The following is a 13,648-nucleotide window of genomic DNA, read 5'->3' on the forward strand; positions in this document are numbered from 1 at the left end:
CGTTGGTTTTGTGGAAGAAGTAACACGAATTTTTAAAGAAAACTGACCAAAGAAAGCCTTTCCTTAATTCTAATATCGCAACCATTTTGGCTTGTAGCTTAAAAAGATAATTTTTTTTACAACGGCGTAGGGGATAAAAGGCTTTGGGCCGACTATACAAATGGAAGCTATTATAAATAAAAGATATACTATAAAATGAAGAGCGAAATTTCCGAGGCTTTAATAGAAAAATACCTTAATAAGCAATGTAATGCAGAGGAAGTGAAACTAGTGGAGGCGTGGTACGATGCGATGGGTAACTCGTTATCAGCCGAAGAATTCGATCAAATACGGAAAAATAGCCTTTTGAAAGCACGGATGTTGTATAATATCAAAAGGAGAAGTGGTCTGTCTCTCCATAATGGCAGTGAGGGCGCGCCTTTTAAGAAAGTACATCGTAAAAATCGCTCTACCGGCGTTTGGGCCGCCGCTGCAGCAATTGTGTTAATCGCGTTCATATGGCTACTGTTGGGTGGCCAATTGGACAAAATTTTTAAAACAGATCCGGTGGTACTGGTTAAAAATGAAAGTAAAACCATACTGAAGCATCATTTGCCGGATGGAAGTGTGATTTGGCTAGCGCCACATTCGTCGCTGCAGTATAGCGGCACTTTTCAACAAGGGGTAAGAGAAGTAACGATGCGGGGTGACGTTTTTTTTGAAGTAGCCAAAGATCCGAACAAACCTTTTCTTATCAATAGTGGATCGTTGTTGACCAAAGTTCTTGGAACAAGTTTTCGCATAAGGAGCGCAGGCGATGCAGAAGAAGAGGTCTCTGTGGTAACAGGTATGGTAGCTGTCAGTCGCGTCGATGAAAATATAAGCGTCGCTGAAAAGATGCAAGGTAGCCGAGAGGTTCTGCTCGTAGCTGATCAGAAAGTACATTTTAATAAACACAAGGCCCATTTAGTTAAAACAAAAGAAACATCGCGTTCGTCAGTGAAAATGTGGAAAAAGAGGAGTATGTCTTTTGAAGATAAGCCACTTAAAGATATTGCTCACTTGCTTGACAGTACTTTCAATGTCCAAATTGATTTTCAGGATAAAAAACTTGAAAGTTATACACTGACTGCCGACTTTAATCAGCTAAACTTAATTTCCATTATGGAAATAATCAGTCAATCACTCAACCTGCAATATGAGATTTCCGGAGATCGCATCAGGTTAATAAAAAAGTAAATCATTCATGACCCTAATTACTATCCATATGAAAACTTAACAACTTATTATTAACTAATAATTAATATATAGTTACATAACGACAGTTGTGATATTTTAAATTATTAAAATATCGATATATGCAATTGTCATGGGCGCTATTTGCCTACATTTTAACCATCAAACAGCATTTATATGAGAATCAACCCGAGGACATCCACAACCATTCGATCCTGTCTGCTTGGACTAATAATTATACTTACGGCCATCCACGTCCAAACATTTGCAAAGCAACCTGAGAGCACATTGGATCTTTCTAAACGTATCAATTTAAGCGTAAAAGGGCAGGCTTTATTACAGGCGTTAAAGCTTATTGAAGAGAAAGCAGCCATTAAATTTATTTACAGTAAACAAATTATAGATTTATCGCAGCGCGTATTCATCGAAGTGCAGCAAGAGTCTTTGCAGCGAGTGCTTGATCAGCTTCTTACAGCCAAAAACATTCAGTACAAAGTTATCGAGAATCGGATTGTTTTAGGTAAATCCACCCCTAGTCTGAATCAAGAAATAGAGGTAAAGGGACTCGTAACCGATGCGCAAGGGCAGGGGATCCCGGGCGTGAGTGTACGCCTAAAGGGTAGTACCAAGGGTACAGTAACAGGGGCTGACGGTGCTTACCAATTAAAAGTGGAAGGGACAGGTGAATTAGAATTTAGCTATATGGGCTATGTGGGGCAAACCGTAGCTATTGGCGGTCGTCATGTAGTAAATGTACAATTAGTAGAAGATAATCAAGCCTTAAGTGAAGTAGTTGTTACCGCATTAGGGATTTCACGTGAAAAAAAGGCGTTGGCCTATTCGGTAGCCGAAGTTGGCGGTGACCAATTAACGCAGGCAAAAGAAGTGAATGTCGCTAATGCTTTGGTAGGTAAAGTGGCAGGTGTTGATGTTTCGGGTATGGCTACCGGCCCAGGTGGTTCGAGTAGGGTGATTATTAGGGGTAACGGATCATTGAGCGGAAACAATCAACCGCTGTATGTGATCAATGGAATGCCGATGGATAATTCGACACCGGGAGGTAGCACAAGTTCGACAGGAATGGGTTGGAATATTGACCGTGGCGATGGAATAGCGGGTATCAATCCAGATGATATTGAAAGTATCAGCGTTTTAAAAGGCGGTCCGGCATCTGCTTTATATGGATCGAGAGCCGCAAATGGCGTAATTTTGATTACTACAAAAAAAGGAGTAGCACAAAAAGGTGTAGGTATTGAGTTTAATAGCACCTCTACCTTTGAGCGTCCTTCCATGTACCCTGAATGGCAGTATGAATACGGACAGGGGATTGATGGACGAAAGCCTACCACACAGGACGAGGCGATTGCAACCGGCCGTTTATCCTATGGTGCGAGGATGGACGGGCAGCCCTATGTGCAATTTGATGGCGTAGAACGACCCTATTCGCCTGAAAAAAACAATCCACAACAATTTTATGAAACCGGGCAGACTTATATAAACTCGTTAGCACTATACGGAGGGAGTGAAGATCTGCGGTATCGTGCGAGTGTTTCGAACACGGATGCGCAAGCGATTGTACCGAACTCTACTTACAAACGACTAACTACCAACTTATCGGTCAATGCCAATATCGGCAAGAAGCTTCATTTGGAAGCCGTTTCACAATATAATTATGATCAAGGAAAAAACCGTCCTAAAGTTGGTTATGCAAATGATAATCCCGCTTGGGCTGTATATATGTTAGCAAATACAGTTGACATCATGTCGCTGGCACCGGGTTACGATGCTGAGGGAAATGAAGTCAGGTGGAATCCGGTGGCTGAAGCACCAAACTCTTGGTTTGTCGTAAATCGTTACCGGAATCACGATAAAAAGAACCGATATATTATGCAGGGAAGTCTTCAATACGATATTCTCGACAATCTTTTTATCAAGGGAAGCGCGAGTAGAGACTATTATAATTCAGAATTCGAAGCTATACAGCCCACAGGAACCGCTTTTAGACCCCTAGGTGCTTATCAAAGCTTAAGAGCGACCTCATCCGAAACAAATTACATGTTTACCTTGAATTACAATACAAGTTTCCGTGATTTCAGCTTGTCCGCGATGGCCGGCGGAAATATACAAAGGAATGAGTACGATCTGACAACGATTGAGGGAAGTGAATTCAGGGTGCCTAATTTCTACAGCTATACAAATTTAAATATTTTAACAACCACCCCTTTATATCAAAAAACGGGTATTAACTCAATTTTTGGATCAGCGGACATTGGTTATAAGGGCTTAGCGTATTTAACTTTCACGGGTCGACAAGATTGGTTCTCTACATTAAGTCCGCAAAACAATAGTATTTTCTATCCATCGGTAGGAGGAACCTTTGTTCTATCAGAAGCACTGAGCTTTCCCAAATCCATAAGTGGTTTGAAATTACGGGGCTCATGGGCACAGGTAGGTGGTGCGACACCGACCGCTTATATATTGAACGAATCCTATTCCATGGTACAGGGAGGACATAACGGAAGACCGGTACAGGAATTGACGTCCGATTTAGTTAACAATCCAGGCTTAAGACCTTTGACCTCTACCACTTACGAGTTTGGTCTTGATGCGCAGTTTTTCAATGGGCGTCTAGGGGCAGATCTTACTTTTTATAATCGAAAAACAACCGATGATATTGTTGAATCCAACATTTCTCAAGCTTCCGGTTATAATCGAGCCTTATTAAATGTAGGCGAGTTAAATAATCGGGGTATTGAAGTACTCTTAAGTGGTGCACCTATCAAAAAGGAAAATTTCAGTTGGGATGCCACCTATAACATTTCTTATAACAAAAGTGAAATTCAACAATTAGCGGAGGGGTTAGATGCTATAGTAGTAGGCGATGGTGTTGGCGGAGGAAGTATACGCAATGTGGTAGGTAGGCCTTATGGCGCTTTGTGGGGTTATCGGAAACTAACAGACGAAAATGGTCAAGTGGTATATAATCCGGAAAGTGGGTATGCAGTAAGAGGCCCGCTCGAAGAGATTGGTCAGGGTGTTCCTCCTTTAATTATGGGATTGAACAATACGTTTCGTTATAAGGACTTTTCGCTGAATGTATTGATCGACGGGAAGTTTGGTGGTATGATGTACTCCAATATGTATCAGTATGCCTACCGTTTTGGATTGCCGGAAGAAACCTTACCGGGACGTGAAACCGGTTTAACAGTGACCGGTGTTGACCCCGAAGGTAATCCATTCAGTAAAACGTGGGCCCCTCAAGACATTGATACCTATTATGATAATGACAAGTTCTATACCTCCATGTTTATGTTTGACAACGACTTCGTAAAGCTCAGACAAGTTATTTTATCCTACAATCTTCCGATAGAAAAATTCCGATGGGCGAAATTACAGGGTGCCACTATTTCCTTGGTCGGACGGAACCTATTGACTTTATATCACGATAAGCGAAATAAGTATTTCGACCCCGAATCTAGCTATACTAACAGTAATGCACAGGGATTAGAGGCATTTGGCGTTCCCAGAACGAGGAGCTTCGGTATCAACCTAATTGTTAAATTTTAATCAATAGACCAAAAGATATGAAAAAGCTATTTCTACATGTGTTAGCGGTTTCGTTGTTCTGCTTCTTTTCTGCTTGCGATAAAGGTTTTGAAGAGATGAATGTTAACCCAAACGCTTCAACCACGGTTGTGCCTGAATATATGTTTACGAAGGCGCTATTAGATGGTGTGAGTTTCAATTATGTCGGTGCTGCTTATTTAACAATTGGCGGATCGATGCAGCAGACGGCTACCTATAAAGAAGTACCCGCCGCAGGCGATAAATATTTTAATGAAACCTATTCATACAATAGTTGGGAGGCTTATTCTACAGCCGTTATTGAAATAAAAAAAGTGATCGATGCAGTAAGCGCCAATCCCGAAGACATTAATAAATTGGCTATTGCACGTATTTGGAAGGTTTTAATATTTCACAGGCTTACTGACTTATATGGCGACGTTCCATATACCGAAGCAGGTTTTGGTGCTAGTAACCAAAATTACACACCGAAATATGATGTGCAGGCCACGATTTATAACGATTTATTGAAAGAATTGGAAGAGTCGGCCAATGCGTTGGATCCGGATTTACCAACTTTTAGCAATGGCGATTTGATTTATGCCGGAAACGTTACGAAATGGAGGCAATTTGCATATTCATTGATGTTACGCCTGGGCATGCGTTTGACAAAGATAGATGCGACGCTTGCAGAAAGTTGGGTAAGAAAGGCGATCGCGGGAGGGGTAGTTATGAATGATAACGATTTGGCACGCATTCAATATGTAGATGGATCGCAAGTAGCACAGCGTAATTTCATTGCAACAGCTCTTTTGAATACGGATTATCTCAATCCGCAAGCGGTGGATAATATAGAAGGGGGTAAACTGGCCAAAACCTTTATTGATCATCTGAAAGAGACGCAGGATCCGCGATTAAATGCAATTGCTGTCGTCTGGGTACGTAACGCAACAGGTACCTATGTAGCGGACACCAGTTCAGCGATTCAAAAGGGGATGCCCAATGCTGCTTTTAATTCATTTCCTGCCGATTTTGCAAGTTATTCTGAACCGAATCCAAACACGATTCTACGTTACGATGCCCCTCATCTGGTTTTAACAAATGCCGAAACGAATTTATTACTCACGGAAGCCGCTCTCCGCGGATGGTATGATGGTAATCCCGCGCAAACTTATGAAGCTGCGGTACGCGCAGCAATGCATCAATGGAGTTTATTTGGTCAACATGGGGAAATCAGTGAAGCTCGGATTAATTTCTACTTATCACAACACCCATTTAATAATCAGGGCACTTTCGAAGAAAAGCTTGAACAGATTTATACCCAATTATGGGTGTCCTTATTCTTACAAGATGAATATGAAATTTTTGCTAATTGGCGCCGGACGGGCTACCCCAGCCTGACTCCGACTAACTATCCGGGAAACCTGACAGGAGGAACCATCCCCCGACGTTTTGTGGTACCACTAACTGAAGAAAGTTACAATCGCGATAATTTTAATGAAGCAAAACAACGGCAAGGAGGAACAAATGCCTTAACCAGTCGTGTATGGTGGGATCCCGCGAACTAATCAGCAGAAGCATTATGTATAAAAAGATCATATTTTTTATTACGCTAACCGTTCTTAGCGCAACATTATGCGCGCAAGACTACGCGATACTTATTAAAGGTGGGCACGTCATCGATCCGAAGAATGGTATCGATGAAGTCATGGACATTGCCATTAAGGACGGGAAAATTGTCCAGGTGGCTAAAAATATTCAAGGAAAGGCTACACAAGTTGTCCTCGCGGAAAAACTGTATGTAACACCTGGTTTAATCGATATTCACGCGCATCATTTTTTCGGGACCGAACCGCATAGTTACCTGAGAAATAGTTATACGGCTATTCCACCGGACGGCTTTACTTTTCGCAATGGCGTTACCACGGTAGTGGATGCCGGAAGTCCCGGTTGGAGAAATTTTCAGCTTTATAAGGATCAGACAATAGATCACTCAAAAACCCGTGTACTTGCTTTCTTAAACATTATTGGTGAAGGAATGCGTGGCGGTGCTTATGAGCAGGACTTAAAGGATACCGATCCAAAAATGGCCGCTTTGGTTGCTCGGCAATTCCACCCTTATATCGTAGGCTTCAAAGTAGCTCATTTTGAAGGCCCGGATTGGACAATAGTTGATCATGCCGTAGAAGCGGGGAAGCAAGCGGGTAATTTGCCGGTTATGGTGGACTTCGGTGGTAGTATACCCCCACTACCTTTGGAAGACCTGCTCCTGAACCATTTAAGAAAAGGTGACATTTTAACCCATTGTTTTGCACAGATCAAAGGGCGCGAATCAATTGTCGATCCCACTGAAAAGAAAGTGAAGCCTTTTGCGTGGAAGGCGCGAAAGGAGGGGCGGTATTTTGATGTGGGCTACGGAGGGATTAGCTTTTCCTTTAGCCAGGCAATTCCAGCTATCAAAGAAGGCTTCTATCCGGACGCTATTAGTACCGATATCCATACAGGCAGTATGAATAATGCGATGAAGGATATGCTGAGCGTGATGTCTAAGTGTTTGGTAATGGGAATGAGCTTGCAGCAGGTAGTTGCCGCCAGTACTTGGCAACCCGCTCAAATAATAAAACGACCGGAACTAGGTAGTCTGAGTGTAGGGGCAGAGGCTGATATTGCTATTCTGAATGTACTTAATGGAAATTTCGGATACTTTGATTATACAGGATACAAGATCAACGGAAAGCAGAAGTTAGCCTGTGAAATGACCGTGCGAGGTGGAGAGATTGTATACGATCTCAATGGGATCGCTAACCCTATAGTCGTTGCTAAAAAGCAAACGGAACATTAACAAAAACCATATAACAGTTTAACAATCAAATTTATTCATTATGAAAACAGAAAGAAGATCAGTCATTAAAAGATTGTTTGCCTCCATGGTAGGTCTATTAGGAGCTAATGCCGTGCTTCGAGCTGAAAGCAAGTCGGCTACAAAAGAAACCTTCAATATAACTAAGCAGGACAATGTGCCTTTATTCTCGGGATCCACCAAATATAACGGATTAGTGTTCGTGGCCGGTAAAGGGGCACATTTCGATGGTGATATAAAAGCACATACAGATCATGTATTAAAAGAATTGGAAGCGGAACTAAAAAAGGCAGGATCATCGATGGAAAAGGTGCTGAAAGTCAACGTCTATCTGGCAGATCTTGGAGATTACAAGGCCATGAATGAGGTGTATCAAGGACGATTTGGCAGTAAACCGCCCGTACGCACTACCGTGGCGACTTATGGCGGGGTGCCCGGTGATTCGCTCGTGGAAATGGATTGCATAGCCTATGTTTAACATGAACAGAATGTACGTTAGGAAAAGTTTTTTTATGCTTATGATGCTGCTCTTTTTTGTTACTACCGGCGCAGCTCAGCAAATAACAAAAGAAGAACTTCGTTTTCTAACTTCCTCCTGGAAAGGGGAGCGCTACAGAGATGGGCGCCCGAAGATTCCTGATTCACTCCTTTTAAGAGCCGAGCGTATTGGTTTTGATGATGCTTGGACCATTCTGAGGAATGCGGGCTATTATAATCAATTTGAGGATGGGTGGAAAGCGATTCGTGAAAATGAGGTCTTTGCAGGGCGCGCTGTAACGGCCGCGTATATGCCAAGGAGGCCCGATATAGAAGATGCCATATTAGAGCGCGGGCATGAGAAAGGCCTTAAAGGAAGCACCAATGCGTGGCCCATTGAGCTACTGCAAAAAGGAGATGTGTACGTCGCTGATGGCTTCGGGAAAGTAGCGGGTGGAACCTTGATTGGACAAACCCTGGGAACCACCATCTTTCAGCGTACCGGTAAGGGAGTAGTTTTTGATGCCGGAGCACGTGATTTTGATGGTTTAGCCGACATAAAAGGTTTCAATGCTTTTGTACGTGATTTCCATCCGTCTTTTTTAGAGGAATCAATGTTAATGGGACTTAATACACCGATACGTATCGGCAAAGCGATTGTGTTACCTGGAGATTTAGTGTTGTGTAATAAAGAGGGGGTGCTTTTTATACCGGCCCACCTGGCAGAAGAGGTCATCGTCACTGCCGAATTTATCCAATTGAGGGATGCCTTTGGAAAAGATCGAATTCAAGCGGGGAAATACAGTGTAGGACAGATCGATAACCAGTGGGATGATCCGATAAAACTTGATTTTCTGAACTGGTTAAAGGAACAAGAAGATCGGGTGAGGCTTACCAAGAAGCAGCTGGATCAACTAATGGAAAAAAGAACCTGGTAAACATAATGAACCTAAATATTTGATATGAGGCAATTTTCATTTTACAAAGTCACTTTGTTGATTGCAATGGTGACGGCAATCCTGGCCATATGGGCTTACTGGACCCAGAAGCAATCAGTATGGGGCCCGAGCCTTATTATATGTTTGCTAGCAACGGCCTTATCTTTTCGGACCATTAAGTCGTTACAAGGGTATGCTTATTCAATGATGATATTTGCAATGGTTGCGGCGGCGCTGTGCTATCCCCAACACTTTGTAAGTGTTAACGGTTTTCCATTGGCTGAGCTGATCACTCCTTTGATACAGCTGATCATGTTCGGCATGGGGACTTCCATGAGCGTACACGATTTTGTGGGAGTGATTAAGCATCCAAAGGGTGTTTTTATTGGTGTAGTAAGTCATTTCATCATTATGCCCTGTGTTGGCTTTTTCCTGGCCAATGTAAGCGGCTTTTCTCCGGAAATAGCAGCTGGAATTATTCTAATTGGCTGTTCGCCCAATGGAATGGCCTCCAATGTGATGTCTTATATGGCTAAGGCCAATTTACCATTATCGATTACGATCACAGCGGTATCAACATTACTATCACCTTTGGTAACTCCGACGCTGATGAAGCTATTAGCCGGTGCATTTGTAGAAATCCACCTATTAGACATGATGTGGGATATTTTGAAGATGGTTATACTACCCATAGGTGCCGGTTTGTTATTCAATAAACTATTTCATGGCAAAGTAAAGTGGTTAGACGCATTTATGCCTAAAATCTCGATGGCAGGTATTGCTATTATCATTGCCATCATTACAGCTGCCGGTAGAGATAGTTTACTCCATATTGGTCCGCAATTGATCCTGCTCGTTTTAATACACAATTTAACAGGTTATTTCTTAGGCTATAGTTGCGGTAGACTTTTCCGTATGTCTGAGCGCGACTGCCGAACCATGGCAATTGAAGTGGGAATGCAGAATGGAGGCCTAGCCTCCGGTATTGCAAAGGAAATGGGTAAGCTAGCTACAGTGGGACTAGCACCTGCCATCTTTGGGCCTTTAATGAATATCACAGGATCATTGTTAGCTTCCTATTGGCAAAATAAACCACTAGCTACTCCTGACGCTGCGCTTAAAACGGTTAGCGAGCTTAAAAATTAAAAAGAATTTATCATGAGAAGAAGAGAACTATTAAAATATTTGTCGATGCTGCCTGCCGGTGGATTCATCACCCCTTATGTAGACGGGAATAGATTATTATGGCTGGATAAGGAGCGGCGGGGTCGAGAGCTATTCAAAGAATTGGGCGTACGTACTTTTATCAACGCTGCCGGAACCTATACCGCTATGACGGGATCCCTTATGCGACCGGAAGTACTGGAAGCGATAAACTACAGTGCAACGGATTTTTGCATGCTGGATGAATTGCAAGATAAAGTAGGTGAAAAAATTGCGAGTTTGGTACATGCGGAATCTGCCGTCGTAACAGCAGGATGTTTTTCCGCTATGACTTTGGGATTGGCCGGAATATTAACGGGCCTTGACGAAGAAAAAGCAATTCAGTTACCCCACCTAATGGGAACCGATATGAAGTCGGAGGTGATCTGTCAAAAAGGGCATGAAATTGTTTATACCCATGCGCTTAAAAATACGGGTTGTAAAATTGTGATGGTAGAAACGAGGGAAGAGCTTGAGCAAACCATTAATGAACGAACGGCGTTGATGTTCTTTCTTAACGTACAGGCTGACAAAGGTAGCATCATGCACGAGGAGTGGGTCTCGATTGCAAAAAAACATGGTGTTCCCACCATGATTGATATCGCGGCTGACGTACCACCTGTTTCCAACTTGTGGAAATTTCATGAAATGGGCTTTGATTTAGTGTGCGTATCTGGAGGAAAGGCGATCCGCGGACCGCAGAGTGCCGGCTTATTGATGGGTAAAAAGAACTTTATACAAGCAGCGAGATTACATATGCCTCCACGTGGGTTTAATATTGGCAGAGGGATGAAAGTGAATAAGGAAGAAATTTTAGGTATGTATGTTGCCTTAGAGAAGTTTATCAACCTTGATCATCAACAAGAGTGGAACTTACAACAGGCTCAAATTGATCTGATCGCAACGGCAGCGCAAGCGGTTGAAGGTGTTACGACGGAGGTGAAGGTGCCTCCTTTGGGAAATGTGACACCAACGCTATATATCCATTGGAATGCAGAAAAGGTGAAAATATCGGGCAAGGAATTACAGCAACGTTTACGGAATGGAACACCTTCTATAGAAGTAGGTGGAGCTGAGGATACTTCTTTGATTTTAACTGCTTGGATGCTAAAGCCGGGACAAGAAAAAGTGGTAGCCAAGCGGCTGCGTGAAGAACTTTCGACAGCGGTTTAGTCGAAAGAGGTTGCTTAAAGGGCATAAGCAACAGGATAATTTGGTTGAAAGTCCGGTATTTAAATGCCGGACTTTTTTTATTAAGCGTATTTTTGACTGTGCATTAAACTGCTGGCAGAAATCACAAGAATGAACCAACTCGCTCTTTTGACTTTTGACTTTTTACTTTTTAATTTTGACTTTTTACTTTTTAATTTTTACTTTTTAATATCTTTGTCGTCACAAAAATCACATTGTAGGTGATTTAGAAAACAATATTTTTTAGAACATTAAAATCATAGTTGTAGATGATTAAAATCACACTTCCTGATGGTTCCATTCGCGAGTACGAGAGGGGAATCACTTCTTTGCAAATTGCCCAATCAATTTCTGAGGGCTTAGCCCGTAACGTTTTAGCTGCCGAAGTTGACGGACAGGTATGGGATGCGACCAGACCTATTGAAAAAGATGCATCTGTAAGATTGCTGACTTGGAATGACAAAGACGGCAAATCGACATTTTGGCATTCTTCTGCCCACTTAATGGCAGAAGCGTTGGAGGCGCTATATCCCGGGACTAAATTTGGTATTGGACCAGCTATCGAAACCGGCTTTTATTACGATGTCGATTTTGGTGATCGGCCTTTTTCTTCGGACGATTTTAAAAAAATTGAGGATAAGATGTTGGAATTGGCACGTACGAAATCTGATTACGTGCGGCAGCAAGTATCCAAATCAGATGCGCTAGCGTATTTTACCGAAAAAGGCGATGAATATAAGTTGGATTTGATAAAGGATTTAGCGGACGGATCCATAACCTTTTATACCCAGGGCAATTTTACAGACCTCTGTAGAGGGCCACACATCCCAAATACAGGTTTTATAAAAGCCATCAAACTAACCAATGTGGCAGGAGCCTATTGGCGTGGTGATGAAAGCAGAAAACAGTTAACTAGGATTTACGGCGTTACTTTCCCTAAGGCAAGCGAATTAGCCGATTATCTTCATATGATTGAAGAAGCTAAGAAAAGGGACCACCGGAAATTGGGCAAAGAATTGGAATTGTTCGCGTTCTCAGAAAGAGTAGGCATGGGCTTACCTCTGTGGCTTCCCAAGGGAGCCGCATTGCGCCAGAAACTGGTTGACTTTCTGCAACGTGCACAAATGAAGGCAGGATATGAACCGGTTGTAACACCGCACATTGGTCATAAAAACCTGTATGTTACCTCTGGCCACTACGAAAAGTATGGAGCAGATTCTTTTCAGCCGATTCGTACACCGCAAGAAGGAGAGGAGTTTCTACTGAAACCCATGAACTGTCCGCACCATTGCGAGATTTACAAAACAAAACCCCGATCATACAAAGATCTTCCGGTACGTTTTGCTGAATTTGGTACCGTATATCGTTATGAGCAGAGTGGAGAATTACATGGGTTAACTCGTGTAAGAGGTTTTACGCAGGATGATGCGCACCTGTTTTGTCGTCCGGATCAAGTAAAAGACGAATTCAAAAAAGTTATTGATCTTGTCCTTTATGTATTCAAAGCTTTAGGCTTTGATGATTATACCGCACAGATATCACTAAGAGATCCTGAAAATAAGGGAAAATACATTGGCAGTGAAGAAAATTGGCTACTTGCTGAAGCGGCTATCGTAGAAGCTGCTGAAGAGAAAGGGCTTAAAACCGTGACCGAGTTAGGGGAAGCGGCCTTTTACGGCCCGAAATTGGATTTTATGGTCAAAGACGCATTGGGGCGTAAATGGCAACTTGGTACAATCCAGGTCGATTATAATTTGCCGGAACGGTTCGAGTTAGAATACACAGGCAGTGATAATCAGAAACATCGGCCGGTAATGATTCATCGCGCACCCTTTGGCTCGCTAGAACGTTTTGTCGCCGTTTTAATCGAGCATTGCGCCGGTGAGTTTCCGCTATGGCTTACCCCGGAACAGTTTATCATATTGCCTGTTTCTGAAAAATATGAAGAATATGCAAAAAAACTTTTGGAATCGTTAAATAATACCGATATTCGCGGGTTGATTGATTTGCGAGACGAAAAAGTAGGCAGAAAGATACGGGATGCGGAAGTCAAGAAAATACCTTACATGCTCATCGTAGGCGAAAAAGAGGTTGAAAATGGCACGATTTCTGTTCGAAAACATGGCGAAGGCGATCTTGGTAGCATGACTATAGAAGCCTTTAGTAAGCAATTAATTGAAGAAATAACAGTTTAAATTAA

General features: G+C 42.5%; 9 protein-coding genes. All 9 read left to right on the top strand.

Annotation, left to right across the window (positions count from 1 at the left end; translation table 11 throughout):
• Nucleotides 1-195: 195 nt before the first annotated feature.
• The 9 genes from ACH11B_RS16530 (at nucleotide 196) to thrS (ending at nucleotide 13,643) form a co-directional block, all read left to right on the top strand.
• Complete coding sequence (locus ACH11B_RS16530) at nucleotides 196-1,218, top strand: FecR family protein (protein WP_130857320.1); 1,023 nt, start codon at nucleotides 196-198, stop codon at nucleotides 1,216-1,218.
• Nucleotides 1,219-1,392: 174 nt separating this feature from the next.
• On the top strand, nucleotides 1,393-4,782 hold the full coding sequence (locus ACH11B_RS16535) for a SusC/RagA family TonB-linked outer membrane protein (RefSeq protein WP_377609383.1): 3,390 nt from the start codon (nucleotides 1,393-1,395) through the stop codon (nucleotides 4,780-4,782).
• A gap of 17 nt (nucleotides 4,783-4,799) precedes the next feature.
• Nucleotides 4,800-6,347 (top strand): SusD/RagB family nutrient-binding outer membrane lipoprotein, encoded by a 1,548-nt coding sequence (locus tag ACH11B_RS16540; RefSeq protein ID WP_377609381.1) that lies wholly within the window; start codon nucleotides 4,800-4,802, stop codon nucleotides 6,345-6,347.
• Nucleotides 6,348-6,361: 14 nt separating this feature from the next.
• Nucleotides 6,362-7,621, top strand: a complete 1,260-nt coding sequence (locus ACH11B_RS16545; RefSeq protein ID WP_165447037.1) for an amidohydrolase/deacetylase family metallohydrolase — start codon at nucleotides 6,362-6,364, stop codon at nucleotides 7,619-7,621.
• A gap of 40 nt (nucleotides 7,622-7,661) precedes the next feature.
• Nucleotides 7,662-8,117 (top strand): RidA family protein, encoded by a 456-nt coding sequence (locus tag ACH11B_RS16550; protein ID WP_013666225.1) that lies wholly within the window; start codon nucleotides 7,662-7,664, stop codon nucleotides 8,115-8,117.
• A gap of 10 nt (nucleotides 8,118-8,127) precedes the next feature.
• Entirely contained in the window at nucleotides 8,128-9,054 is a 927-nt protein-coding gene (locus tag ACH11B_RS16555) for an RraA family protein (protein ID WP_242627315.1), read from the top strand.
• Nucleotides 9,055-9,078: 24 nt separating this feature from the next.
• Complete coding sequence (locus ACH11B_RS16560) at nucleotides 9,079-10,200, top strand: bile acid:sodium symporter family protein (RefSeq protein WP_377609379.1); 1,122 nt, start codon at nucleotides 9,079-9,081, stop codon at nucleotides 10,198-10,200.
• A gap of 12 nt (nucleotides 10,201-10,212) precedes the next feature.
• Nucleotides 10,213-11,430, top strand: a complete 1,218-nt coding sequence (locus tag ACH11B_RS16565; protein WP_130857326.1) for an aminotransferase class V-fold PLP-dependent enzyme — start codon at nucleotides 10,213-10,215, stop codon at nucleotides 11,428-11,430.
• A 287-nt stretch (nucleotides 11,431-11,717) separates the two neighbouring features.
• On the top strand, nucleotides 11,718-13,643 hold the full coding sequence (gene thrS / locus ACH11B_RS16570) for a threonine--tRNA ligase (protein WP_130857327.1): 1,926 nt from the start codon (nucleotides 11,718-11,720) through the stop codon (nucleotides 13,641-13,643).
• Nucleotides 13,644-13,648 lie beyond the last annotated feature (5 nt).

Source organism: Olivibacter sp. EAT-5 (assembly GCF_044784325.1).
Classification (GTDB): domain Bacteria; phylum Bacteroidota; class Bacteroidia; order Sphingobacteriales; family Sphingobacteriaceae; genus Olivibacter; species Olivibacter oleidegradans.